Below are 24,281 nucleotides of genomic sequence, written 5' to 3'. Positions count from 1 at the left end.
CCTGTCAGGCTCCGTCGGCCCCCGGACGGTCGTGCCCGAGGGTGACGCTTTCCGGTCCTGTGCGGCGGACGCGGCCTGCTGGAGGCCACAGTGCCTGTCAGGCTCCGTCCGCCCCCGGACCGTCGCGCCCGACGGTGACGCTTTCCCGGTCCTGCGTGGCGGACGCGGCCGCCGGACGCCACACGCGGACGCCGACGGCGTACAGCAGCAGACCCAGCACGAGGCCCGCGCCCGCGCCGAAGCACAAGGTGGGGATCAGCTCCCACGGCTTGGCTGTCGCACCCCAGTACTCCCACCACCGCGAAACCCGCTGCACCGCCGCGGCCGACGCGCAGCCGCCGATCACCGCTGCCGCCCACCACCGGTCCCGTACCGAGAGCACCGGCACTCCCGCCGACGGGCCGGTCGGCGCTCTTCTCAGAGCGACCACCACGAACGTGACGATCACGACCGCGGCCACGGCCGAGCCGCCGTACTGCAGGTACCAGTACAAGGGCGAGCCCGCCACCTCCCGGCCCAGGACGGGGAAGAGCCGCATCCCCCAGCGGTCGAGGTGCGTGAACGCGTCCCAGACGACGTGCGTCAGCGCGCCGAGCACCGCGGACACGTACCACCACCCCACCGAAACCGGGCGCACGCGCGCGCGGGGCGCCCCGCAGCGCAGCAGCGACGCCCACCGCCCCTGGCGGGCCCGCGGCAGCAGCGCCACCAGCGGCTCGCGCACCAGCAGCCACAGCCCCACCAGCGCCCAGGCGACGAGCACGTCGACCGTGAAGACACCCGGGAAGGAGTGCGTGACGTCGCCGAACTCCATCGCTCCCGAGACGACACTCGCTGCGTAGTAGGTCATGTCGGGCGAGAAGGAACCCGCGACGAGCACGGCCGGCACCAGCCGCCCCCGGCCGGATCCATCGGTGCGCACGCCAGGCAGCACGGCCGCCGCGTGACTGAGAGTGAATGGCAACGGGGCTCCCCGCGACGGACATTGGCCGGACGGTCGGACAGGTGATCATCGACAGTATGCGGGACGGCCGTCCCGGAGAACCGAACTTGGCCAACTGGTGAAAATCGGGCACGAACGGGTGCCCGAGCAAAGGAAGTTGCCGTAGGGTCGCCTGGGTCACACGCCCAGGGGGGCAACCCTCGAGGCGGGTCGATCGTCACAACAGGGCGGGAAGAGAAGACAGAGTCGGTCGGGCGCGCTCGGGCGTCCATGGGAGGGGTTCACTCTATGGCGGCGCAATTCGGCAGGAGGCTCCGCAAGGGGGCGGTCGCCACCACTGTGGCAGCGGCCGCGGTCGCGGCTCTCTCCGCGTCCCAGGCACCGGGGGTGACCGACGACCAGGGCAGACAGACGGCCGCCGACGCCCAGGCCTCGCCCGAGACTTCCGTCGACGACGGTGCCGCCACCGGCAACTCGCCGTACTACACGGACCTGCCGCCGCTGAAGAGCCCGAACCCCGCGCCGAGCGCGAGCGCCGGCCCCGCCGCCACGGGCACGACCGAGGCGGGTATACCCGCGACCGTCCTGGACGCCTACAAGAAGGCCGCGGCCGAACTGGCCGAGTCCAAGTCCGGCTGCAACCTGCCCTGGCAACTCCTCGCCGCCATCGGAAAGGTCGAGTCGGGCCAGGCCCGCGGCGGCAACGTCGACGCGAACGGCACCACCCTCGGCCGGATCCTCGGCCCGAAGCTGAACGGCAACGGCTTCGCTTACATCAAGGACACCGACAACGGCGCCTACGACGGCGACAGCACCGTCGACCGGGCCGTGGGCCCCATGCAGTTCATCCCGTCCACCTGGGCGTGGGCGGGCCGCGACGGCAACGGCGACGGCGCCAAGGACCCCAACAACGTCTACGACGCGGCGCTCGCGGCCGGCCACTACCTGTGCCGCAACGGCTGGGACCTGTCCACCCAGGCCGACCTCAACCGCGCGATCCTCAGCTACAACAACTCGCAGGACTACCTGAACACGGTCCTGTCGTGGCTGGAGTACTACCGCAAGGGCACCCACGAGATCCCGGACGGCACCGGCACCGTGCCCTCCAACCGCAGCGACGACCACAGCGGCGGGTCGACCGCCTCCCCCTCGACGCCGGGGACGCCCACGCCCGGTCAGACCCCCACCACGCCGCCCACGAGCCCGGGCACGGAGCCCGCGACTCCGAGCAGCCCGACCCCGACCCCGACCCCGACGCCCACCGACACGGTGGACCATCTGGAGGACGTGGGCACGCTGAAGCTGACCGCGACAGCGGGCGAGGCGTTCGGCAGGAAGATCAGCACGCGCGCCGAGACCGAGGCGGGCAAGGGCGTCGGCAAGGTCAGGATCCGCTTCACCATCGTCGGCGACACCGACGCCACCTTCACCGGTGGCGAGACCGTCGCCACGGTCGTCACCAACACCGCGGGCGTCGCGGTCGCGCCCACGCTGCAGGCGGGCGAGAAGACCGGCAACTTCACCGTCCGCGCCCTCCTCGTCGGCCGTACGGTCTCCGCCCTCGACTACACGGCCACCGTCACCGCCCGCGCCGCGGACACCCTCACCCGCACCAGCGACACCGCGCTGACCTGCACCCCGGGCGGGGAGTTCGCGGACCAGGTCGAGGTGAAGGCCACCGACAACGGCGCCGTCGCGGACAAGGTCGCGGCCACCGCCACGCTCATCAAGTCGGCCGACGACCCGACCGAGAACGACAAGGGTCCCTACTTCAAGGACGCGGACGGCAAGACCGTACGCACCCTGACGGACCTGACGACGGACGAGAACGGCCTGCTGAAGCTGCCCAAGCTGTACGCGGACGACACCACCGGCACGTTCCTGCTCCGCATCACCACCACGGGCGGCGCGACGCTGACCGTCGAGCTGACGGTCGCGGCGGCCGAGACGACGACGCCGAGCCCGACGCCCAGCACCTCCGAGTCGGCCTCCGAGACTCCCGCCGCCTGACCGGCGCGGAACGAGGGCGCCCCTCCGCTTCGGCGGCGGGGCGCCCTCGTCCGTGTGTGCAACGTGTTCTCATCTCGGCCGCCCGTTGCTACGGTGCCCGACCTGACGATGTATCAGTTCCAGTCCGTCGGGAGGCTCCGTATGCGCGCCCTGATCGCCGCGGCGACCGGTCTCGTCCTCGCGTTCGCCCTGGTTCTCACGATCGCCGCCATCGGCGCACCGACCGGCAAGACGTCCCCGAAACCGATGCTGACGACGGTGCCCGCACATCCGTAACCGCCTGGGAGGGAGGACGGGATGCGTCGCAAGGCCAGCCTGATCCTGCTCGCTCTCGCCGTGTTCTTCGCGGCACTGTCCCCGCTGCTGCGCTGGTACGCCTTCCCGCGTTTCGCCAAGATCCCGGCGAACTATTACCAGGACATGGTCCTGGAGGCGAAGGACGCGACCCTCCTCGACTACGGCACCATGAAGGCCAGGACGGTCCCCAAGGTCACCATCGTGCAGACCCTCAAGGGCAACGTCGAAGCCTCCGACAAGATCGAGGAGACCGCCGGCCGTGACGTCGTCGTCTGGGACTCCCTCTCCTACATACAGGGGCCCGACGGCAAGATGGTCTCCCGGATCCCCGAGCGGTACATCTTCGACGCGCACAGCCAGGAACCCGTGCACGCCACCGGCGAGATGGTCGACGGCGACCCGGTGAGACGCCAGGGCATCGAGTTCAAGTGGCCGTTCCTGACCGAGAAACGGGACTACGAGTACTTCGACGCGCAGACCCGCACCACCAACCCCATCCACTACAAGGGCACCCAGAACTTCCGGGGCCTCAACGTCTACTACTTCGAGCAGACCATTCCCTGGACCAAGGTCCAGTTCCCCAGGACCATGCCCGTCAAGGGCATCGACCGGGCATCGCTCGCCAAGACCGGCACGAGCATCTGGTACACCACAGTCCGCAAGTTCTGGGTCGAACCGGTCACCGGAGCGCCCGTCTACGGCGAGGAACTCCACAAGGAGGAACTCCGCGGCGGCAGCCTCCTGGGAGGGCGGGAGAAGGTGACCGCCTTCGCCGGGGACGTCAAGATGCGCGAGGACTACATCGAGTCGACGGTGGACCTGGTCAAGTCCAACCGCACGACGGTCCTGCTGCTGACGTCGTACCTGCCCTGGGGCTTCCTGATCCTGGGCACGCTGCTGCTGTCGCTCTCCCTCTGGCTGGAGGCCCGCGGCAGGCGTCCGGACGACCCGGCACCCACCCAGGCGGTCGAACCGGAGCCGGTCACCGCCTGAGCCGGACGTTGGTGTACCGGGTCGGTTCCGCGGAGGCGGGGTCCTCGGGCCACGGATGCTTCGGATAGCGGCCGCGCAGCTCGGCCCGTACGCCCTTGTAGCCGTCCTTCCAGAAGGAGGCGAGGTCGGCGGTGACGGCCGCGGGCCGGCCCGCGGGGGAGAGGAGGTGCACGAGGAGCGGCACCCCCGCGACGACCGGCGATTCCTGGAGCCCGAACATCTCCTGCAACTTCACCGCGAGCACGGGCTGCTCGGGATTGTCGTAGTCGATCCGGATTCTGGACCCACTGGGTACGGTGATCCGCTCGGGGGCGAGTTCGTCGAGGCGGGCGGCGTCGCCGGACGCCCAGGGAAGCAGCCGGGCGAGCGCCTGCCCGGCGTCGATCCGCGCCAGGTCGGCGCGCCGCCGGGCCCGGCCGAGCTCCGGCTCCAGCCACTCGTCCACGCGCGCGTGCAGCGCGTCGTCGGAGACGTCCGGCCACGGATCGCCGAGACGCAGGCGCAGGAAGGCGAGCCGTCGGCGCAGTACGCCCGCATCCGGCGTCCACCGCAACAACCCGAACCCGTCCTGCCGCAGCCCTTCGACAAGCGCGTTGCGTACGAGGCCGGGGTCGGCGTCGGCAAGACCCCGCACCGCCAGCTCCACGGCGCCGAGCCGCTCGACCCGCCGCGCGACGACGTCGCCGTCGGCCCAGTGCACCTCCTGGCCCTCGCCGTACAGCGGCGCCGCGGCCAGCCGTGCCACCTCTTCGTCCACCACGGCGGCGAGCTGCACACGCGCGTGCCCCTTGCCGAGCGGCCGGTCCGCCACGGCGACCGCGAGCCAGGGCGCCCCGCGCAACCCCGAGCCCTCGCGAACCTCGGCCCGAGTCCCGGAGACCATGAGATACGACCCGCCGTGCACCTTGGCGACCCGCTCGGGGAAGGCGAGCGCGGCGACGAGCCCGACAACCTGATCCTCGCCGGCGCCTGACCACCCAGCCGCCCGGACCGGACTGGAGGCGGGCGCAAGAGAGAGATCCGGCTCCACCGGAAGAGAGTCACGGGTGGCCCGGCCGGCGATGTCGGCAGCGGCCGACCGCAGGCGCCGTACCTCCAGCCGCCACCGCCCCGCGTAGGCGTCACCGCCGCGCCGGGCACCCCGCAAGGCCGCCGCCAGGTCGTCCCCGTACTCCCGCGGTGGCTCCTCGCTGAGCAGCGCCACCACCTCGGCCGCCCGCTCCGCGCCGACCAAGGACGCCGAGTCCAGCAACGCCCGCCCCAGCCGGGGATGAAGCCCCAGCCGCGCCATACGAGCCCCCCGCTCCGTGGCCCGCCCGGCGGAGTCGACCGCGCCGATCGCCCTCAGTACGGACCGCGCCGCCGCCATCGCCCCGCCCGGCGGCGGATCCAGCAACGCCAGACCGGACGCCTCCGGATCGCCCCAACAGGCCGCCTGGAGGGCGAACGCGGTGAGGTCGGCCACCTTGATCTCCGGTGCCGGGAACCGCGGCAGACGCGTGTCCTCCGCCTCCGACCAGCACCGGTACACCACCCCCGGCGCCTCACGCCCGGCCCGCCCCGCCCGCTGCCGCCCCGCCGCCTGCGACGCCCGTACGGTCGTCAACGCGCTCAGCCCGCGCGCGTGGTCGACGCGCGGCTCCCGGGCCAGCCCCGAGTCGACCACCACGCGCACCCCGGGCACCGTCAGCGACGACTCCGCCACGGACGTCGCGAGGACCACCCGGCGCCGCGCTCCCGGCGCCAGCACCGCGTCCTGCACGGCCGCCGGCGCCCGCCCGTGCACCTGGAGCACGTCGACGTCCCCGAGATCCCGGAGCTGACCGGCGACCCGCGCGATCTCGCCCACGCCCGGAAGGAAACAGAGCACGTCCCCGGACCGCTCGGCCAGCGCCCGCCGCACCACCGACGCCACGTGCGCCGGCAGCGCCGGGTCGACCCGCATCCCGTGCGGCGGCCGTACGGGACGGGCCGGCGGCGCCCAGATCACCTCGATCTCGTACGCGGCACCCCTCGCCTCGACCACCGGCGCCCCGCCCAGCAGCCGCGCCCAGCCCTCCGCGTCGGTCGTCGCCGAGGCGGCCACCAGACGCAGTTCCGGCCGCAGGGCCTCGCGCACGTCCCACAGGAACGCCGCCACCGTGTCCGCGTCCAGATGCCGCTCGTGGCACTCGTCGAGCACCACCACGTCGACGCCCGCCAGCTCCTGGTCCCGCTGCAGCCGCTGAAGCAGCACACCGGTCGTGACGACCTCCACACGCGTGTGGGGCCCGACGACCCGCTCCCCGCGCACGGTGTAGCCCACGCTCCCGCCGACCTTCTCGCCCAGCAGCCAGGCCATCCGCCGGGCCGCCGCCCGCGCCGCGATCCGCCGGGGCTCGGCGACGACCACCCGCCGCGCCGGGCCCTCGTCGAGCAGGCCCGCCAGGGCGAGCGGCACGAGCGTCGTCTTGCCGGTGCCGGGCGGCGCCACGAGAACGGCCGTGCCGTGTCCCCGCAGAGCGTCGTCCAGGGCGGGCAGCGCGTCGCGTACGGGCAGGGCTTCCAGGGCGTCGTAACGGATCACGCACTCAGTCTCGTACGCACACGAAGACGGCCGTTCCCGGGATCAGGTTCCCGCGCAGCGGCGACCAGCCGCCCCACTCGGAGGTGTTCCACGCCGGCCACTCCGGCTCGACCAGGTCGACCAGGCGGAAGCCCGCCGCCACGATGTCCCGGACGCGGTCGCCGACGGTCCGGTGGTGCTCCACGTACACCGCGCGCCCCTCATCGTCCTGCTCGACGTACGGCGTGCGGTCGAAGTAGGAGGCTGCCACCGACAGCCCCTCCGGGCCCGGCTCGTCCGGGAACGCCCAGCGGATCGGGTGCGTCACCGAGAAGACGAAGCGGCCGCCCGGCCGCAGCACCCGGCGCACCTCGCGCAGCACCAGCACCGGGTCGGCCACGAACGGCAGCGCCCCGTACGCCGAGCACGCCAGGTCGAAGGAGGCGTCCGCGAAGGGGAGCGCGCCCGCGTCGGCGCACACCAGAGGGAACGATCCGCCGATCCGCAGCGCGTGCTGGAGCTGGCGGTGGGAGAGGTCCAGGGCGACCGGACGCGCACCCTGGGCGGCCAGCCAGCGCGCGCACTGGGCCGCGCCGGCGCCGATCTCCAGGACGTCCTTGCCTTTCAGTTCCTCGGGCGGGCCGAGCAGCTCGGCCTCCACCTCGTCCAGCCCCTCGGGGCCCCAGACGAAGCGGTCGTCGCCGAGGAAGGTGCCGTGCTCGACCTGGTACTCGTCCGCGTTGCGGTCCCACCAGCCCCGGTTGGCCCGGGTGCTCTCCGTGACGTCCGCGTCACGTCGGGTGGCTTCCGGCTCGAAGGCTTCGGGCTCTTGGATGATCGGCTCCCTCGTCGTACTCTTCCGTGCAACCCGCCCGGGCGTGTCACGGAGGAGGTTTCTCCGGCCTGCACGGCCTTGTGGGGCGGTACTTGTGCCGGGAATGCGGTGATCCGCCCCGGGTGTGCGGCTTCGCGCATTGACCCTGCCCGGCTGCCCCCGTATGCTACAAGTTGCGCTGCGAGCCTGCGCACCTCAGACGTAGCAGGCTGCGCTCGCATCTGTTGTATGTCCCCTCGGTTTTCGAGGCGCCACCAGAGTTTTCGGTGTGGCGCTTCCTTGGCTGTCCGGCTTCTTCAGAGCGATACGGGCTCCCGGCGTAGCAGTACCTACGACTTCAATGTCCGTACCGGAGCCCTTTCCCACATGACGAGCAGCACCGAGACCACCGCCACCACCCCGCAGGTTGCGGTCAACGACATCGGTAACGAGGAAGCCTTCCTCGCCGCGATCGACGAGACGATCAAGTACTTCAACGACGGCGACATCGTCGACGGCGTCATCGTGAAGGTCGACCGGGACGAGGTCCTGCTCGACATCGGTTACAAGACCGAAGGTGTCATCCCGAGCCGAGAGCTCTCGATCAAGCACGACGTCGACCCGAACGAGGTCGTCAAGGTCGGCGACGAGATCGAGGCCCTTGTCCTTCAGAAGGAGGACAAGGAAGGCCGCCTGATCCTCTCGAAGAAGCGCGCCCAGTACGAGCGTGCCTGGGGCACCATCGAGAAGATCAAGGAAGAGGACGGCATCGTCACCGGTACCGTCATCGAGGTCGTCAAGGGTGGTCTCATCCTCGACATCGGCCTCCGTGGCTTCCTCCCGGCCTCCCTGGTCGAGATGCGCCGCGTTCGCGACCTCCAGCCCTACGTGGGCAAGGAGCTCGAGGCGAAGATCATCGAGCTGGACAAGAACCGCAACAACGTGGTCCTGTCCCGCCGTGCCTGGCTGGAGCAGACCCAGTCCGAGGTCCGCCAGACGTTCCTCACGACCCTCCAGAAGGGTCAGGTCCGCTCCGGTGTGGTCTCCTCGATCGTCAACTTCGGTGCCTTCGTGGACCTGGGTGGCGTCGACGGTCTGGTCCACGTCTCCGAGCTGTCCTGGAAGCACATCGACCACCCCTCCGAGGTTGTCGAGGTCGGCCAGGAAGTCACCGTCGAGGTCCTCGACGTCGACATGGACCGTGAGCGCGTCTCCCTGTCGCTGAAGGCGACCCAGGAAGACCCGTGGCAGCAGTTCGCCCGTACCCACCAGATCGGCCAGGTCGTTCCGGGTAAGGTCACGAAGCTGGTTCCGTTCGGTGCGTTCGTCCGCGTGGACGAGGGCATCGAGGGTCTGGTCCACATCTCCGAGCTGGCCGAGCGCCACGTGGAGATCCCGGAGCAGGTCGTCCAGGTCAACGACGAGATCTTCGTCAAGGTCATCGACATCGACCTCGAGCGTCGTCGCATCAGCCTCTCGCTGAAGCAGGCCAACGAGGCCTTCGGTGCCGACCCGGCCTCGGTCGAGTTCGACCCGACGCTGTACGGCATGGCCGCGTCGTACGACGACCAGGGCAACTACATCTACCCCGAGGGCTTCGACCCCGAGACCAACGACTGGCTCGAGGGCTACGAGACCCAGCGCGAGGCGTGGGAGCACCAGTACGCCGAGGCGCAGCAGCGCTTCGAGCAGCACCAGGCTCAGGTCATCAAGTCCCGCGAGGCCGACGAGGCCGCTGCCGCCGAGGGCGGCGAGGCTGCGGCTCCGGCCGCTGCCGGTGGCGGTTCGTACTCCTCCGAGGGCGCCGACACCTCCGGCGCGCTGGCCTCGGACGAGGCGCTTGCCGCGCTGCGCGAGAAGCTGGCCGGCGGCCAGAGCTGATCGCTGAGCAGCAGTAGCTAGCTCTCTGCTGAGGGCCCGCACCCCCCGGGTGCGGGCCCTCAGTGCGTCTGCCGACCCCGGACACCGCTTGTGTCCAGCCCGCTGGACCTGTGCGGACGCAGAAACATGTGCGATACACGAATAACTGACGGGCCGTAACCAGCCATTGGGAGGCTTCCCCGGTCGTTCAAGATCGAAAGGGGAGCCCAGACATGGCACAGCTTCAGAGCGGGCCCGGTACGAGTCGACGTTCGTTCTTGCGCAACGTGGGTCTCACCGGTGGCGCCGGCGCGATGTTCGCCACCATGGGGGCCCTCGGCCTCGCCCCCACCGCGCAGGCCGCCCAGCGCGACCAGCCCTTCCGTGCCCTCAGCGCGAGCGACTTCACGCTCACCGGGCGCGCCGCCGCGAAGGTCGTCATCGTCGGTGGCGGCATCGCCGGACTGGCCGCCGCGTACGAGCTCGGCAAGGCGGGCTACGACTGTACGGTCCTGGAGGCCAGAGACCGCACCGGCGGCCGCAACTTCACCGTGCGCGGCGGTGACACGACGGTCGACCTCAGCGGCACCAAGCAGACCGCCCGGTTCGCGGACGGCCACTACATGAACTGCGGCCCCGCCCGCATCCCGCAGTGGATGATCACCCTCGACTACTGCCGTGAACTCGGCGTTCCCATCGAGGTGTTCACCAACGTCAACGCCGACGCGTACCTCTACAACGAGTCGACCGGCATGACGAAGCCGATGCGGTACCGGACCGCGAAGGCCGATGTGTACGGCTACGTCTCGGAGCTGCTCGCCAAGGCCACCAACAAGGGCGCACTCGACAAGGAGTTGACGGCCACCGACCAGGAGAAGCTCATCGAGTTCCTCGCGGACTGGGGCGAACTCGGCGACAAGCTGACGTACGAAGGCGGCTCGAACCGCGGCTACACCACCTGGCCGGCCGCCGCCGGGACCCCGGGCGTGCTGCGCGGCGACATACCCACCGCCTCCGAGATCTTCGGCAGCGCCGTCGGCCGGTACTTCTCCTTCGAGTTCGAATTCGACCAGGCCATGCTGATGTTCCAGCCGGTCGGCGGCATGGACCAGATACCGAAGGCGCTGACCAGGGCGATAGGCGCCGACCGTATCCGTACCGGGGCGGTCGTCTCGAAGATCACCGACAAGGGGAACGGCGTCTCCGTCACCTACACCCAGGGCGGCCGTACGAAGGTCGTCGACGCCGACTACTGCATCGGCGCCCTCCCGCCCAACATCCTCGCCAAGATCCCGCACAACCTGGGCTCCGGGGTGCAGAGCGCGCTGGAGGCGATCACCCCGTCGTCCGCGGCCAAGATCGGCCTGGAGTACAAGTCCCGCTGGTGGGAGCTGGACCACAACATCTACGGCGGCATCACCGAGACCGACCAGGACGTCACTCACATCTGGCACCCGTCGTACGGCTTCCACGGTGAGCGGGGCGTCCTCATCGGGTACTACAACTACGGCAGCGACGCGGACTCCTACGCCGCGCTCGCGCCGAAGCAGCGCGAGGAACGGGCGGTGGCCGCGGGCGTGAAGATCTACGGCGAGAAGTACCGCAGCGAACTCGTCTCCTCCTTCTCCCACCACTGGCGTCAGACGCCCCACCTGGAGGCCGCCTGGCACTACACCCCGGGTGGACCCGACGACCCCCGCTACAAGCCGCTCAACGAGCCCACCGGACGCGTCCTCTTCGCCGGAGACTGGCTCAGCTACATGGACGCCTGGCAGCACGGCGCGTTCTCGTCCGCCCGCAAGGCGGTGACCGCTCTCCACACGCGTGTGCTGTCGTCGTGACCGCCGTAACCGTGGTGAGCGTCGTCCTGACGCGGTACGGGGTGAAAAGGCAGTGAGAGTCGCCTGATCAGGGGCGCGGGCCGGGAATGCCCGCGCCCCTGATCACGTTGTGCAGTACGAACACGAGGAGGAGCGGTCCAAGTGCTTGATCCGCAGGGTTTGTACGCATGGGAGCCGAAGGGGCTGGCCGTCGTCGACATGGCGCTGGCCCAGGAGTCGGCCGGACTTGTCATGCTCTACCACTTCGACGGATACATCGACGCGGGTGAGACCGGCGACCAGATCGTCGACCGGCTGCTCGACTCGCTGCCCCACCAGGTCGTGGCCCGCTTCGACCACGACCGGCTCGTCGACTACCGGGCCCGCCGCCCGCTGCTGACCTTCCGCCGCGACCAGTGGACGGACTACGACGAGCCCGCCATCGACGTGCGGCTCGTCCAGGACGCCACCGGAGCGCCCTTCCTGCTGCTGTCCGGCCCCGAGCCGGACGTGGAGTGGGAGCGCTTCGCCGCGGCCGTCCAGCAGATCGTGGAGCGGCTCGGCGTCCGCCTGTCCGTGACCTTCCACGGCATCCCCATGGGCGTCCCGCACACCCGCCCCGTGGGGCTCATCCCGCACGGCAACCGCACGGACCTCGTCCCGGGCCACCACAGCCCGTTCGACGAGGCGCAGGTGCCGGGCAGCGCCGCCGCGCTCCTCGAGTACCGGCTCATCGAGGCCGGACACGACGTCCTGGGCGTCGCCGCGCACGTGCCGCACTACGTCGCCCGCTCCCCGTACCCGGACGCGGCGCTGACCGTCCTGGAGTCCATCACGGGCGCCACCGGCCTGGTCCTGCCCGGGGTCGCGCACGCCCTGCGCACGGAAGCGCACCGTACGCAGACGGAGATCGACCGGCAGATCCAGGAGGGCGACGAGGAGCTCACGGCCCTGGTCCAGGGTCTTGAACACCAGTACGACGCGGCAGCGGGCGCCGAGACCCGCGGCAACATGCTCGCCGATCCCGTCGACATTCCGTCGGCGGACGAGATCGGGCGGGAGTTCGAGAAGTTCCTGGCGGAGCGGGAAGGCGACAACTGATCCGATACGCTGCCGGATGACCGCGCCCCACCCGTCTCCGCCGACGCGGAGGTGACTCGGTGGGTCTGACCGGTGGCATCGGAATCGGCAAGTTGTCCCCGCGGCAGCGGGGTTCGTGGAGGTGGTGGCGCGGTCATGCTGTCCGTGGGCCTGACCGGTGGCATCGGTGCCGGTAAGAGTGAGGTGTCGCGGCTGCTCGTGGAGTGCGGGGCCGTGCTGATCGACGCGGACCGTATCGCGCGGGAGGTCGTCGAGCCGGGAACTCCCGGACTCGCGGCGATCGTCGACGCCTTCGGCGAAGAGGTGCTCGCCGAGAACGGCAGCCTCGACCGGACCGGGCTGGGCGCGATCGTCTTCGCCGACCCGGACAAGCTCGCCGTCCTGAACTCGATCGTCCACCCCTTGGTCGGCGCCCGCTCCCGCGAGCTGGAGAGCTCCGCCGCCGAGGACTCCGTCGTCGTCCACGACGTCCCGCTCCTCGCCGAGAACGGCCTCGCGCCGCTCTACGACGTCGTGATCGTCGTCGACGCGAGCCCCGAGACCCAGCTCGACCGGCTCGTACGGCTGCGGGGCATGACCGAGGAGGACGCCCGCGCACGCATGGCCGCCCAGGCGACCCGCGAGAAGCGCCTGGAGATCGCCGACGTCGTCATCGACAACGACGTCCCGCTGGCCGATCTGGAGCGGCGCGTTCGGGAGGTATGGGCGGATCTGGTGCGCACGGCGCACGCGTCACCGGCGCCGACCCAGGAGTGACCCGGGAACCACCCAGGAATAGGGGTACTGGATCAGGGCGTTGAACCCTTCCAGCGAGGGAAGGAATTTCGCGTGCCCGAAACCAGCGGTTCGACCGGACGTACTCCGGAGACGCATGTCATCGACTTCCGCGCCGCGGAGCAGCTGCTCGCCGCACGGGACCCGCGGGGCGCGGTGAAGCTGCTCGACGGCGTCATCGCGGCGCACCCGGAGAACACCGCCGCCCGGCTGCTGCGCGCGCGAGCCTTCTTCGCGGCCGCGCAACTGCGCCCGGCCGAGCTGGAGTTCACGATCGTCCTGGAGCGCGAGCCGGACAACGCGTTCGCGCATTTCGCGCTCGCCCGCACCTACGAGCGCCAGGGACGGCACGACCAGGCCAAGCGCCACTTCCGCCTCGCCGCCGCGCTGGATCCGAAGCCGCAGTACCTGAAGGCCGCACGCTTCGACTCCTGAGTCTGCCGCCCCCCGGGTCAGCGCACACGGTGATCCGGCGGCCGGTACGGCGGGACGTCGGGGCCCGGCTGGTAGTGCGGGCCCTGCCTGATGTGCTTGAGGATCATCGACAGGTCGACGGTGATGACCAGCCACAACACCCCGCACGCGGCGGCCCAGCCGGGACGCCCGGCGAGCGTGAAGGCCGCGGTCCCGAAGACCGTCCAGATCAACCCCCACACGCTCAGCCACAAGCGCAGCCGCAGTGCACTGCGCGCTGTCACCGGCTCACTGCCCGTACGCATCAGGATCACTACTCCTTCTTGCAAAGTACTCTTCGGTGCGGGCGTTCTCCAGGCGGTCCGCAGAGGGGGTTCACCGCATGCTGCCGGATACCGATGAGCTGGCCGAGGTGCTGTCCGACCTCGCCGTACCGCACGAGGACATCAACGAACTCGTACGGCTGGGCCGACGGGTGGTGGACGATCCGGAGCTGCGGGGGTTCCTGGAGCGGTCCGTCGAGGAGCTCGTCCGGGAGACGGGGGAGATCCGCGGGGGCGCCGACCTGCCCGAGCTCGACTGGGCGCCGGGCGCCCTCCAGCGCTTCTTCCCCCTGTTCGTGCTGATCGCGGCGCTGCCGTCCGTGCGCGCCCACCACCGTGACCGCGGCATCCCGCCCGAGGTCACCCGGCGCACCCTCGCGGACGCCGGCCGTAACATCGCGGCGCACCGCAGGCGGTACGGCACGGGCGGCATGCTGCGTCCGCGCTGGCTGTCCCTGCACTTCCGCGGCGAGCTGTTCCAGCTGGGGCGGCTGCAGTTCCAGCGCGGCCGGATCGGCTCGTGGACGAGCGAGTCCATCGCCGCCGAGGGGCTTCCCCTCGGGCCCGGTGACCTCGGCCTCGGCCTGCACATCCCGGACTTCGCCGGCCCGCTGACCCCCCAGGCCTGCGACCGTTCCCTCGCGCTGGCACGGGACTTCTTCGCCCGCCACTACCCGGAGGAGCCCTACCAGGTCGTGACCTGCGGCTCCTGGCTGCTGGACCCCCAGCTGCGGACGTACCTGCCGGAGCGCTCCAACATCGTCCGCTTCCAGCAGCGGTTCCGGCTCAGCCATCTGCCGGCGGAGCCGGAGGACATGACGCCGGTCCGTTTCGTCTTCGGCACCGGGGACGAGCCGCTGGAGCGGCTGCCGCGCCGTACCCGTCTGGAGCGGTCCGTCGTGGACCACCTCCGGGAGGGCGGCCACTGGTATGTCGGCCACGGCTGGTTCCCCCTGTACGACGCCTCGTAGCCGACCCCGTGACAGGCGCCATGACAGGTCCCGGACGGCGATGACACCGGCTGGGGCAGTGCGGGCATGTACACCACCGGGGCGCTTGAACTGGCGGGCGCGGTCACCCCGTTGATTCCGGTGCCGCAGTCGGTTGCGGCCGTCGCGCCGGGCGCGCCGATGATCGGGGCGTTCGTCGGCCGGCTGCCCGTCTTCGACGGGCGGAACGCGGCGACACCGCTCATCCTGCTTGTGCCGCTCGCCCTCGTCGCCCGGGCCAGGCGCGGGCACAACGCCGAGCTGCCGCGCCTGGCCCGGCGGCGTCGGCCGTGACGCTGGCGGCCCGCGGTCACTGCCCTTCGGGACGGCCGCCCGGGCCGCGCAGCCCGTTCAGGGCGCGCAGGCGCTCGATCTCGCGGCGGTCCCGCTTGGTGGGGCGCCCGGTGCCCCGGTCGCGGATGCCGGCCGGGGCGACGGCCTCGCGGGGCGGGGGCGGCGGGCTGTTGTCGACGTAGCACTGCACGGCCACCGGGGGACCTACGCGCTTGCGGATGAGACGCCTGACGACGACGATCCGCTCCCGGCCCTCCTGGCGCAGGCGCACCTCGTCGCCGACGCGGACCGAGTGGGCGGGCTTGACGCGCTCGCCGTTCACGCGCACGTGCCCGCCCCGGCAGGCGGTGGCGCCCTGGGAGCGGGTCTTGACCAGGCGCACGGACCAGATCCAGCTGTCCACGCGTACGGACTCGCCGCTCGCGGGTCCGGCCGCCTCGGCGGCGGCGATCGCGGCGGCGGTCTTCGGGTCCGACGCGTTCGCGCTGTCCTCGCCGGCCCCGGCCCCTGACGTGCCGGTCCCCGCCGCAGTATCGCTCGCGTCCGTCGTCTCGTGGTCCGAGCCCTCAGAAACCATGGTCCCGACTCTAGTCCCCGGGGCCCGGCGGATCCGCCGGGATTTCCGTCCGAGGCGGGGTCGTCACGTAGGTCTACGGTGGGTTCATGGACAGTCTGGCCGCTCTGGACGCCCGGATCGCCGGGTGTGCCGCGTGCCCCCGGCTCGTGGAGTGGCGCACGGAGGTCGCCCGCACCAAGCGTGCCGCCTTCGCCGACTGGACGTACTGGGGACGCCCGGTGCCCGGCTTCGGACCCGCCGACGCGTCGCTCCTGATCGTCGGCCTCGCCCCCGCCGCCCACGGCGGCAACCGCACCGGCCGTATGTTCACCGGTGACCGTTCCGGGGACGTGCTGTACCGGGCTCTGTACGACGTGGGTCTCGCCTCGCAGCCCACCTCCGTCGCCGCCGACGACGGCCTGGAGCTGTACGGGGTCCGCGTCACCTCGCCCGTGCACTGCGCCCCGCCCGCCAACAAGCCGACGCCGGGGGAACGTGACACCTGCCGGCCGTGGCTCGTCCAGGAGCTGACGCTGCTGCGGCCGACGCTGCGAGCGGTGGTCGTGCTCGGCGCGTTCGGCTGGCAGGCGGCGCTGCCCGCCTTCGCCGAGGCGGGCTGGACCGTCCCCCGGCCGCGGCCGGCCTTCGCGCACGGAGCCCGCGTGCCCCTCGACGGCCTGGACCTCTTCGGCTGCTTCCATGTCAGCCAGCGCAACACCTTCACCGGCCGGCTCACTCCCGGGATGCTGCACGAGGTGCTGCGTACGGCGGCGCAGGCGGCGGGGCTCGGGACATAGGACGACGACGGCGTCGTACGCCCGTCACCGTCGGTGACAGCAACCGGGTGTACCGTCCCAAGAGGCGGGCGTGGAGGCGGGGCGGGGGTGCGCGGTGATGGCGCGCCGATGGGGGGAATGCCGGTATGGGTGAAGGCCTACGGCCGCCACACGTACCGCACGTCCGGCTCCCGCTCCTCGTTGCCGCTGCCGTCCGTGTGCTCGACGGCCACGAAGCCGTGCCGCTCGTAGAAGCGGTGGGCCGGCTCGTTGACCTGGAAGGTCCACAGAGTCAGGCCCTGCGGGCTGCGCTCCTTGGCGAGTCCGACGAACCGGTCGCCGATGCCGCGTCCGCGCCAGTCGGGGTCGAGATAGAGCTGGGAGAGCAGCTCGCCGTTGAGCACCATGACGCCGACGACCGCGCCGAGCGCCTCCGCGACCCACGTCTCCCGCAGCGGCACCACGACTTCCCGGAAGTAGTCGCGTACGTCGTCGTCGGACCGAGGTCTGACGACGGTGGGCAGCGCGGCGTCGAACGAACGCAGCCACACGTCCGCCGCCTGGGCGGCGTCGGGGCCGGTCGCCCGGCGAAGGACCACAGTGGGATCAGGAGTCACGGGTGTGCGCCCTCCGGTTCCGGAACGACGGCGGTGGCCGTGATCTCCACCAGCTGCCCCCTGTACCCCAGGCAGGCCACGCCGATCAGGGTCGACGAGTGCGGGCCGCTGCTGAGCCCGGACGCCTCGACGACATCCCACACGGCGGAGAGCACGGCCGGTTCGCTGCTCACCACATACACATCGGTCGACACGACATGCGCCAAGTCGCTGCCCACCGAGCCCAGTTGTTCCCCGAGATTCGCGATCACCTGTTCCGCCTGCCGCACGGGATCCCCCTCGCCGACCAGCTTTCCGCCCGCGTCCAGCGGGACGGACCCGGCGAGGAAGGCGAGCCTGGTGCCCGCCTCGACGACGGAGGCATGGGAGTAGGTGGGCGGCGGGAAGAGGCTGGGGACGGTGGTGCGCTTGATCATGGGACCTTCCGCGTGACGGTCGTCGGCCGAAGAACAACCCGCTGATGATGCAGGCTTCGTGGCGCCGCTCGCATCCGAATATCCGGTCCCTGCCCCGTCCCTGGTGACGGACCCTCCAGCGGACGAGCGCGCGGCAGCCGCCGACACAGCTCTCTGAACTCCTCGCTCCGCTCGGCGGCTTCGACCCGCTCGACGCGGTAGGTCCGCGGGGCTGAGCGGAAGTACGGATCGGTGCGGAACAGATCGGGCTCGCCGAGCAGTCGACGCACCATCCCGGCCGTCCAGCCGCGGGCCCGCGGCCCGGCGACCGGTTCGGGCGATCGCGGACGCGGAGAAGCTGTTGGGCGGCGTCACAAGGACCGGGGCAGACGCAGCCCCGGACCACTGACACTTGTCACGAGCCCGCGGACGCCCCCTCCGTCCCCCTCCACCGCAAGCTGACATCCAGATGCGCACTGGCATGGGCGCTCGCGATCACCGCTCCCAGTTTGCCGTCCAGGACCACGCCGAAGGTGACCTCCACCTCGTCCGGGCGGTGGGCCAGGGCACGGAACTCCTCGATCACTTCGGCGGCGGCCGTGGTGATCGGGGTGAGGGCCTGGCGGAGGGTTCTCTCCGCGCTTTCCAGGCGGGTTCCGAGGCCGACGGCTCCCGTGCCCGCGCGGGCGGGCGGGGCGACGAGGACGACGGTTCCGTCGGAGAGGGTGAACTGGACTGCGTCCGGCATGGGGCTCCTCGGTGCGGGCCTGGATCAGGTCAACTTGGCGCAGAGCTTGGTGGAGGGGACCTGGGAGTTCCCCAGGTTCTTCTGGACGTCGTCGAGTTTCCTGAGAAGGTCCGTGGGATCTTCCGTGTCGTCGGACGAATAATCGAGGACGGCCCGGTAAAAGGCGGCGGACACGTCCGGCGTCATCGCGTCGGCGGCGCCGAAGCACAGCGTGTAACCGGAGTCCGGCCGGAGCATCTTGGCGATCTGCCGTTGGACGGGGTTGTCGTAGGCCACCTTGCTGTCGGCGGAGAAGCCGTTGCCTCCCCGCTGGTTCACCCAGGACTGCTGAGCCTTCCTGCCGGCGAGGTAGGCGATGAGTTTCTCGGCGCTCCGGTTGCCGGTGGTGAACATGCCGACGAAGTCCGCCGAGACCTCCAGACGCTTCGTCGACGAGGACGTGACGAAGTCGTACCTCTGTCCCTCCTGGAAACCCATGGCGGACAGCGCGCCGTGAGCGAGAGTGCAGGTGGGAGGCGTTGCGGTCATGCCCTCGGTCGCCTTGGCGAAGTTGAGGGTGGACGCCTCCCCGACGCTGGTGCCGACGAGGTTCCGCCAGGCTTTCCAGGCCTCCTTGACCGGGTCCGAGTCCCATTTCTTCCGGCCCGACAGCCACTGCTTGTAGGCATCGCCGTTCCCCTCGGCGAGCAGGATGTCGGCGATCCAGTCGGCGCCCGGCCAGCCGGAGGTGGGGCCGGACTCCAGTCCGAGACACCAGGTTCCGGGTTTCTTCGCGGCGAAGGTCCGGGCGTCGGCCGACGACGGCGGCGAGGTCACCGCGGCGTCGTACCAGACGAGGCTCTTGACGTCGACCTTGACCGGCACCGCGTAGATCCCGCCCCGCACCTCCGTCAGATCGCGGAACGGCTGCAGATACGCGCCCGTGGGTACGTCGAGCGGCTGAAGTTTCCTGTCCTTCTTCTTGGTGTCCGCGTACTTGTAGATGGCCCCCACACTCGGCAGCATCGCGAGATCGGGCGGTGCTCCGGCCGCCACCGCGGCGTCGAGCTGCTGGGTCAGGGCGCGGGTGACCTGCACGTCCACATGGATACCGGTGTCCTTCTCGAACGCCTTGATGACGGAGTAGAACGCCTGGAACTCGTTGCCGGACCAGGGCACCATGATCGTCACCCTGTCGTGGTCCGGCCCGCCGCCGCACCCGGCCGCGGTCAGCAGCACACAGAGGGCCAGGACACAGCGCGCGAGGCGGCTCCTCAGCATGCTCATGACCGCGGGAACCTGTACTCGGCGAGACGCGGACGGTAGCCCAGGTAGGTGAGCACCCCGGCGACCACGAGGAGGCACAGGGCGAGCGTCCTCGTCAGCCAGTGCCCGACCAGTGGATCCGGGCTCAGCACCTGTGCGTCGTGCCGGCACAGGAGACTGACCGTGATGCCCACCGTCGCGGTGGCCGGCAGCGCGGCCACGAGCCGTGGGCTGACGTACCGGCGGAAGTGGCGCGCGACGACGTAACCGGTCGCGAGGACGCACAGGAGCATGATGAACGCCGGGCCGACGAGCAGGGGCCAGACGTAGGCCGGGTTCAGCCAGTGCGACTGCCGCTGTGTGCCGAGCGCTTCCCGCTGCATGTCCTCCAGGTCGATGAGCGATTCCGTGAGGCCGCCCGTGCCCGCGATGGGCTTGTGCGTGGCGGGGTCCTTCTCGCGCGGGGCGGTCAGCGCCTGGCCGGCGGCCTCCAGGCCGGCCGAGCCGCTGCGGGCGTAGTCGCGGACCGCCTCGTCGGCCAGCAGCAGACAGGTGGTCAACTGGCCCTGGACGAACTGGAACTGGGCCAGACCTCGCTGTCCGGCCGCGTTGCCCTCGGCCGCCGAGGTGACGAGGGTGTTCACGCGCGCGGTGTCGTTGGCGAACTCCGTGCCCGTGCCGATCAGGGAGACCTGTTCGGTGTCCGCGGCCTTGTCGAGTGCCGTGTCCGCGTGCATGGCCGTGTCGTACGCCTGGTTCATGTCCTTGATTGCCTGGTCGGTGCGGCGGGCGGCGGCGACCTGTTCGGTGGCCTGGGCGGACACCAACAGGAACAGCAGCGCGGTGACGAGCACCATGGCGAGGGAGCCCGCCCTGAGCCAGCGCAGCACCACGGTCGGGTGGGTGGCCCGCACCCGCGTCGTCCAGTCGGCGACCCTGCCACCGAGGACCCACCGGGACTCCGCGGCGGCTGTCACGACGCGCCCACCGGTGCGCCGTCCGCCCCGCCGTCGAAGCGGTGGCCGCACGCCTCGCAGAACGTGACCGAGCCCGCCGAGGTCGTCTCGCCGCACTGCGGGCAGCGGCGCCGCAGCGCGCCGGAGGCGGGCGTGGCGTCGACCGCGTCGAGCGGCGGGGCCGCTGTCCTGGTCGAGGCCAGCCCGAGCTCCTGCATCTCCCCCCGGGAGGCGTCGGAGCGCACCCGCAGCCGGCCGTCGGGTCCGGTGGCCGACACCTTGCGCAACTGTTCGAGGCGTACGGCGTCCCGGAGGTCCTGCGCGAGCCCCACCGCGATGCGCAGCTCCCGGGCGGCGCGCTCGGAGTCTCCCGCCTGCTGGGCGTCGGCGCAGGCCCGCATCGCCATGCCGAGCTCGTACTCGGCCTCGATGCGGGTGAAGCTCTCGGGCGGCGGGACCGGGAAGCCGGGGGCGGCCCGCCGCTGTACGACCATGGGACGCATCTCGGAGCACGGCTCGCGCGTGCCGTCGGTCCCCTCGGCGTACAGGGTGATGCGCGCGGCGCGCAGCCTCTCCTCGACGGGCAGGGTCTCGGGGTCGAAGCGCAGCGACACCTGGTACTGGCGGGTCTCGGGCGGCCAGGAGCCGAGCGGGACGTGGATCTCGCCGCCCTGTGGTCGACCGACCGTCAGTTCGGCCTGGACCGGGAGTGTCTGCCGTACGAAGGCCAGCTGGAACAAGTCGTTGAGGTGCAGGCCCAGATACACCCGGGCCACGACGATCCGCTGGGCTTGCCGCATGAGGCGGGTGAAGTCCTCGGTGAGGTCGGAGACGGTGACGACGGCCTGGGCGTCGCCGTGCAACGCCTCGGTGATCCGCAGCAGCTCCTTGTACTGCCAGTCCTCGCCGAGCCCCCGCACATCGCAGACGAACCGGTCGGTGCACGCCTTGAGCACCTCGCCCAGTTGTTCCGGCGTTTCGTGCTCGTCCCTTCCGTCCGTGTAGAGGACCGCGTGCCGTACGGTGCCGGGGGCCGTCACCGTCTCGAAGAGCCGGTCGGCGCGGGCCAGCCACTGGCCGATCGCCGTACCGCCCTCGGCGAGTTGCGCGGCGACCCTGTTCTTGGCCGCCTCCTTGGCCGCGGCGTCGACGACGGCGAGGCCGCCGGTTGCCGGATAGATCACCTCGGCCTTGTGGGTGCCCGCGACGATCCCCAGCCGGGTCCCGTCCCGCAGCGTGTCGATGGCCGCGCACATCGCGCGCTTCGCCTCGTCCAGCTTGCGGCCGGCCATGGACAGCGACTTGTCCATGACGAGGATCTCGGCGATCGCCGGGCGCGGTGTCGCGTCCACGGCCGAACGCGCCGTGACGGTGACAAGGGCGTCCGCGCGTGTCTCGTCGTTGGCCAGGTCCGCGGTTGTGTCCACGTCGACGTCGAACCTGAGCCCTAATGGCGAGCTGTCCATGGCGGGCACCACCCGAAATGTTTCGCTGTGTGTCGTCCCGTGTCCCCTGCGTAACGCGTCAGGAGCTTAGCGTCCCGGCTTTTGGTCCGAAACGGTTATGACCGGTTCGGTTGCGCCGGACATGCCATCTCCACTCCAGCTCCGGACGCAGCCGGTTCGCCAGGTCCACCAGTGCGACGTACTCGCGTTCTGTGGGGGCGTGGGCGCCGAGTCCTCGCACCGCTTCGGACAGCCTCAGCCGGTCGCGGGTGAGCAGGAACTCCGCGTACCGGACCTCGGCGCGCAGTGCGGCGGCCTCGGCCTCGTCCACATGCAGGCCGGCCAGCGCGGTGCGGGCCCGCTCCAGGTCGTCCTCCGTCGGCGCGGCAGGGGACGGCCGGGTGAGGGCCGTGGCGAGCAGACGCACCACCGCGATCCGCGCCTCGCGCTCGTAGCGGAACTCCTGGGCCAGCAGCTCGGCGGTCTGCACCGCTTGCGCGCGCCGACCGGCCAGCAGGTGTATCCGGGCGAGGCCGAAGCCCGCGGCGCCGAGCGCGGGCGTGGTTTCGAAGACCGTGTCGAAGTGGGTCCGGGCGCTCATGGTGTCACCGTCGAGCTCGGCACACAGGCCGAGTGCGAGCAGCGGGATGAGCTCGCCCGGAAGCGCTCTGCGTACGTCGGTGAAGTGGCCGGAGGCTCTCGTGGCGTCCTCGTGTGCCAGGGCGAGCAGACCGGAGTACCAGGCGTGCAGCCAGTGCCAGCGAGGCAGGTCCGCGCGTTCGAGTGCTCGCCCGGCCGCCTTCGCGTCCCTTCTGCGCAGCGCGAGCCGGGTCTCGGCCAGCGCGTTCCCGGCCGCCGCGACGACGTCCGGGTCGTCGGGGTCGGTCAGGGGTGCCGGGAGGGCCGCCGCTATGTCCTCGGGCACCGGCGAGGAGAAGGCAGGGGGCATCGTCAGCAGCGCGCCCCCGGTCGGCGTCGCCCGGACCCAGTGACCGAGCGGCCGTGCCGCCCCGAGGCCGCCGTGCAGCGGTTCGGTCATCGAGCCGAACAATGCCGATGGCCTCGTCACCTGCCGACAGGTCGGCTTCGCCGCCACGATCTGCCGGATCACCCCGCTGAGCTGCTCGCCGAACTGCCGTGCCGAAACGAATCGCCGTGCCGGTGCCGCGGTGTCCGTGGCGCGCTTCAGCAGCAGTTCGAGCGATGTGACGCCGGGCAACTCCGGTTTCGTCAGATGGGTGCGGCACACCTCTCTCAGCGTCACGCCGAGCCCGAACAGGTCGAAGCCGCCGGTGGGTCGCGCGTGCTCCGGATCGTTCTCCGGGGGCGCGTAGACCTTGGTGAACGCGACGACCGGCCCCCGGGCCTTCCGGGACCGCACCGCGCCGAAGTCGATGAGCCGTACCCGGTCGAGCGCTCCGGCGGAGCCCTCCTCGCGGAACCGGATGATGTTCCACGGCTTGACGTCGCAGTGCAGGAGGCCCCTGGCGTGCAGATAGTCGAGCGCCTGGAGGATGCGGAGGCCGTGCGCGAGGAGGGTCTCGAGCCGGTCGCCCTCCCGGGCCGAGAACCGGTCGCCCGGCACGTACTCGAGGACGAGATGCGGACCCTGGGGCTCGTAGCCCAGGATGCGCACGATGCTGTCGTGCCGCAGCCCGACCAGCACGTCCCGCTCATACGCTGCCGTCTCGGCCACCGACCGGTTCAGGCGTTTGAGGACCACCTGCGTCTCGAGATTGCGGTCGTGGGCGAGGTACGCCTGCCCGAACGTTCCCGAGCCGAGAACGCGCTGGACGTCGTAGCGTCCGGCGATGGTCAGGCCCTGGGGCTGGGCGAAGTCGAAACGGGTGCCGCAGTGGGGGCAGAAGCCCGTGATCCGGCCCGGCTCGCCGCCGCGTCCGCGGCCGACCGGTTCCCCGCAGGCGGGATTCGCGCAGAAGCGGTGTTCCTCGGCGACGGGACCGGCCGGTGGGAGCGGTACTTCCGCTGGTTCGGGCACGTGACCGGAGTCGGCCAGGCCGAGGCCGTACCAGGGGTCCGGGCGCACCGGCGCGACACCGACGCTCACGCCCTGTGCCACACCGGCGCTCGTTCCCTGTGCCACACCGGTGCCATCGCTCCGCGTGAGGCTCACGTCCGCGGCCTGCGTCACGTCGGCGTCCGTCGCTTGCGACGCGTCGGCACCCGGCCCTTGCGTCGCGCCGGCACCCGGCCTTGGCGTCCCGCCGGCGCTGATGCCGGCGCCGTCGCGTTGCGCGGCACCGACGCTGTGCTCGCGCGGCAGCGGCTCACGGTCGCAGGCGGTGCAGAAACCCTGCTGGTCGATCTCGCCCGCGCAGTCGGGGCGATTGCACGGCTCCACGGCG

The 24,281-nt window shown here is 71.3% G+C and carries 22 protein-coding genes and 1 pseudogene; 11 read left to right on the top strand and 12 right to left on the bottom strand.

The features are described from left to right. Positions 1-97: 97 nt before the first annotated feature. The gene (locus ACFY16_RS04785; protein ID WP_390645616.1) at positions 98-964 is read right to left on the bottom strand and encodes a DUF4184 family protein; all 867 of its coding nucleotides are present in this window, start codon (positions 962-964) and stop codon (positions 98-100) included. Positions 965-1,231: 267 nt separating this feature from the next. Here ACFY16_RS04785 and ACFY16_RS04780 point away from each other — a divergent pair, with 267 nt between their 5' ends. From ACFY16_RS04780 to ACFY16_RS04770, 3 genes are all read left to right on the top strand, one after another. After that, positions 1,232-2,953 (top strand): lytic murein transglycosylase, encoded by a 1,722-nt coding sequence (locus tag ACFY16_RS04780; protein WP_390645615.1) that lies wholly within the window; start codon positions 1,232-1,234, stop codon positions 2,951-2,953. A gap of 141 nt (positions 2,954-3,094) precedes the next feature. Then, positions 3,095-3,229 (top strand): SPW_0924 family protein, encoded by a 135-nt coding sequence (locus ACFY16_RS04775; protein ID WP_390645614.1) that lies wholly within the window; start codon positions 3,095-3,097, stop codon positions 3,227-3,229. Between the two features lie 21 nt (positions 3,230-3,250). Next, the gene (locus ACFY16_RS04770; RefSeq protein ID WP_390645613.1) at positions 3,251-4,243 is read left to right on the top strand and encodes a DUF3068 domain-containing protein; all 993 of its coding nucleotides are present in this window, start codon (positions 3,251-3,253) and stop codon (positions 4,241-4,243) included. Here the strand turns inward: ACFY16_RS04770 and hrpB are convergent. After that, positions 4,233-6,809, bottom strand: coding sequence for an ATP-dependent helicase HrpB (gene hrpB, locus ACFY16_RS04765; protein ID WP_390645612.1), 2,577 nt, complete (start codon positions 6,807-6,809; stop codon positions 4,233-4,235). The two genes, ACFY16_RS04770 and hrpB, sit on opposite strands and share 11 nt — an antisense overlap. Before the next feature lie 4 nt (positions 6,810-6,813). After that, positions 6,814-7,623: a class I SAM-dependent methyltransferase gene (locus tag ACFY16_RS04760; RefSeq protein WP_390646094.1), complete on the bottom strand. Its 810-nt coding sequence runs from the start codon at positions 7,621-7,623 to the stop codon at positions 6,814-6,816. Between the two features lie 366 nt (positions 7,624-7,989). Between ACFY16_RS04760 and rpsA the strand changes: the two genes are divergently transcribed. The 5 genes from rpsA to ACFY16_RS04735 all read left to right on the top strand — a co-directional run bounded on the left by rpsA (position 7,990) and on the right by ACFY16_RS04735 (position 13,592). Continuing rightward, on the top strand, positions 7,990-9,483 hold the full coding sequence (gene rpsA / locus ACFY16_RS04755) for a 30S ribosomal protein S1 (RefSeq protein WP_351142370.1): 1,494 nt from the start codon (positions 7,990-7,992) through the stop codon (positions 9,481-9,483). 293 nt (positions 9,484-9,776) lie between these two features. Then, positions 9,777-11,303 (top strand): flavin monoamine oxidase family protein, encoded by a 1,527-nt coding sequence (locus ACFY16_RS04750; RefSeq protein ID WP_390646093.1) that lies wholly within the window; start codon positions 9,777-9,779, stop codon positions 11,301-11,303. A 141-nt stretch (positions 11,304-11,444) separates the two neighbouring features. Continuing rightward, positions 11,445-12,383: a PAC2 family protein gene (locus tag ACFY16_RS04745; RefSeq protein WP_390645611.1), complete on the top strand. Its 939-nt coding sequence runs from the start codon at positions 11,445-11,447 to the stop codon at positions 12,381-12,383. A gap of 135 nt (positions 12,384-12,518) precedes the next feature. Continuing rightward, positions 12,519-13,139 carry a dephospho-CoA kinase gene (coaE, locus tag ACFY16_RS04740; RefSeq protein WP_390645610.1) on the top strand — a complete coding sequence of 207 codons (621 nt, stop codon included), beginning with the start codon at positions 12,519-12,521 and terminating at the stop codon, positions 13,137-13,139. 72 nt (positions 13,140-13,211) lie between these two features. Beyond that, complete coding sequence (locus tag ACFY16_RS04735; RefSeq protein WP_162469890.1) at positions 13,212-13,592, top strand: tetratricopeptide repeat protein; 381 nt, start codon at positions 13,212-13,214, stop codon at positions 13,590-13,592. A gap of 17 nt (positions 13,593-13,609) precedes the next feature. Here the strand turns inward: ACFY16_RS04735 and ACFY16_RS04730 are convergent, their stop codons facing one another. Beyond that, a complete protein-coding gene (locus ACFY16_RS04730; protein ID WP_390645609.1) occupies positions 13,610-13,876 on the bottom strand; it encodes a DUF6343 family protein in 267 nt (88 codons plus the stop codon). Between the two features lie 77 nt (positions 13,877-13,953). Between ACFY16_RS04730 and ACFY16_RS04725 the strand changes: the two genes are divergently transcribed. Further along, positions 13,954-14,865 (top strand): acyltransferase domain-containing protein, encoded by a 912-nt coding sequence (locus tag ACFY16_RS04725; protein ID WP_390645608.1) that lies wholly within the window; start codon positions 13,954-13,956, stop codon positions 14,863-14,865. Between the two features lie 39 nt (positions 14,866-14,904). Next, positions 14,905-15,177 (top strand): annotated as a pseudogene (locus tag ACFY16_RS04720) (DoxX family protein); the annotation flags it as partial. Positions 15,178-15,193: 16 nt separating this feature from the next. Here the strand turns inward: ACFY16_RS04720 and ACFY16_RS04715 are convergent. After that, the gene (locus ACFY16_RS04715; RefSeq protein WP_390645607.1) at positions 15,194-15,754 is read right to left on the bottom strand and encodes an RNA-binding S4 domain-containing protein; all 561 of its coding nucleotides are present in this window, start codon (positions 15,752-15,754) and stop codon (positions 15,194-15,196) included. Between the two features lie 86 nt (positions 15,755-15,840). On the opposite strand from ACFY16_RS04715, the gene ACFY16_RS04710 reads away from it, so the two are divergent. After that, a complete protein-coding gene (locus tag ACFY16_RS04710) occupies positions 15,841-16,530 on the top strand; it encodes a uracil-DNA glycosylase (protein ID WP_390645606.1) in 690 nt (229 codons plus the stop codon). A gap of 137 nt (positions 16,531-16,667) precedes the next feature. On the opposite strand, the gene ACFY16_RS04705 is transcribed toward ACFY16_RS04710, so the two are convergent. The 7 genes from ACFY16_RS04705 to ACFY16_RS04675 form a co-directional block, all read right to left on the bottom strand. Further along, positions 16,668-17,126, bottom strand: a complete 459-nt coding sequence (locus ACFY16_RS04705) for a GNAT family N-acetyltransferase (protein ID WP_390645605.1) — start codon at positions 17,124-17,126, stop codon at positions 16,668-16,670. After that, positions 17,123-17,542: a RidA family protein gene (locus ACFY16_RS04700; RefSeq protein WP_390645604.1), complete on the bottom strand. Its 420-nt coding sequence runs from the start codon at positions 17,540-17,542 to the stop codon at positions 17,123-17,125. Before ACFY16_RS04700 ends, ACFY16_RS04705 begins: the two co-directional genes overlap by 4 nt. A gap of 394 nt (positions 17,543-17,936) precedes the next feature. Further along, a complete protein-coding gene (locus ACFY16_RS04695) occupies positions 17,937-18,269 on the bottom strand; it encodes a CU044_2847 family protein (RefSeq protein WP_390645603.1) in 333 nt (110 codons plus the stop codon). A 24-nt stretch (positions 18,270-18,293) separates the two neighbouring features. Further along, positions 18,294-19,535 carry an ABC transporter substrate-binding protein gene (locus ACFY16_RS04690; RefSeq protein WP_390645602.1) on the bottom strand — a complete coding sequence of 414 codons (1,242 nt, stop codon included), beginning with the start codon at positions 19,533-19,535 and terminating at the stop codon, positions 18,294-18,296. Continuing rightward, positions 19,532-20,491 carry a hypothetical protein gene (locus ACFY16_RS04685; protein ID WP_390645601.1) on the bottom strand — a complete coding sequence of 320 codons (960 nt, stop codon included), beginning with the start codon at positions 20,489-20,491 and terminating at the stop codon, positions 19,532-19,534. The genes ACFY16_RS04690 and ACFY16_RS04685 overlap by 4 nt, the downstream gene beginning before the upstream one ends. Then, complete coding sequence (locus tag ACFY16_RS04680; RefSeq protein ID WP_390645600.1) at positions 20,488-21,897, bottom strand: VWA domain-containing protein; 1,410 nt, start codon at positions 21,895-21,897, stop codon at positions 20,488-20,490. Before ACFY16_RS04680 ends, ACFY16_RS04685 begins: the two co-directional genes overlap by 4 nt. 97 nt (positions 21,898-21,994) lie before the next feature. Further along, complete coding sequence (locus tag ACFY16_RS04675) at positions 21,995-24,277, bottom strand: tetratricopeptide repeat protein (protein WP_390645599.1); 2,283 nt, start codon at positions 24,275-24,277, stop codon at positions 21,995-21,997. Positions 24,278-24,281: the final 4 nt, after the last annotated feature.

It is taken from the genome of Streptomyces sp. NPDC001315, from assembly GCF_042896175.1.
Taxonomy (GTDB): Bacteria; Actinomycetota; Actinomycetes; order Streptomycetales; family Streptomycetaceae; genus Streptomyces.
The sequence above is the reverse complement of the archived record's forward strand: the minus strand, read 5'-3'. Positions and strand labels throughout refer to the sequence as shown.

Excerpts from the sequence above, each read along its gene's own strand:
- ACFY16_RS04725 (WP_390645608.1), top strand. The coding sequence starts at position 13,954 with ATGCTGCCGGATACCGATGAGCTGGCCGAGGTGCTGTCCGACCTCGCC.
- ACFY16_RS04730 (WP_390645609.1), bottom strand. The coding sequence starts at position 13,876 with ATGCGTACGGGCAGTGAGCCGGTGACAGCGCGCAGTGCACTGCGGCTG.
- ACFY16_RS04700 (WP_390645604.1), bottom strand. The coding sequence starts at position 17,542 with ATGATCAAGCGCACCACCGTCCCCAGCCTCTTCCCGCCGCCCACCTAC.
- coaE (WP_390645610.1), top strand. The coding sequence starts at position 12,519 with ATGCTGTCCGTGGGCCTGACCGGTGGCATCGGTGCCGGTAAGAGTGAG.
- ACFY16_RS04695 (WP_390645603.1), bottom strand. The coding sequence starts at position 18,269 with ATGCCGGACGCAGTCCAGTTCACCCTCTCCGACGGAACCGTCGTCCTC.
- rpsA (WP_351142370.1), top strand. The coding sequence starts at position 7,990 with ATGACGAGCAGCACCGAGACCACCGCCACCACCCCGCAGGTTGCGGTC.
- ACFY16_RS04710 (WP_390645606.1), top strand. The coding sequence starts at position 15,841 with ATGGACAGTCTGGCCGCTCTGGACGCCCGGATCGCCGGGTGTGCCGCG.
- ACFY16_RS04715 (WP_390645607.1), bottom strand. The coding sequence starts at position 15,754 with ATGGTTTCTGAGGGCTCGGACCACGAGACGACGGACGCGAGCGATACT.
- ACFY16_RS04690 (WP_390645602.1), bottom strand. The coding sequence starts at position 19,535 with ATGAGCATGCTGAGGAGCCGCCTCGCGCGCTGTGTCCTGGCCCTCTGT.
- ACFY16_RS04775 (WP_390645614.1), top strand. The coding sequence starts at position 3,095 with ATGCGCGCCCTGATCGCCGCGGCGACCGGTCTCGTCCTCGCGTTCGCC.
- ACFY16_RS04770 (WP_390645613.1), top strand. The coding sequence starts at position 3,251 with ATGCGTCGCAAGGCCAGCCTGATCCTGCTCGCTCTCGCCGTGTTCTTC.
- ACFY16_RS04780 (WP_390645615.1), top strand. The coding sequence starts at position 1,232 with ATGGCGGCGCAATTCGGCAGGAGGCTCCGCAAGGGGGCGGTCGCCACC.
- ACFY16_RS04750 (WP_390646093.1), top strand. The coding sequence starts at position 9,777 with ATGTTCGCCACCATGGGGGCCCTCGGCCTCGCCCCCACCGCGCAGGCC.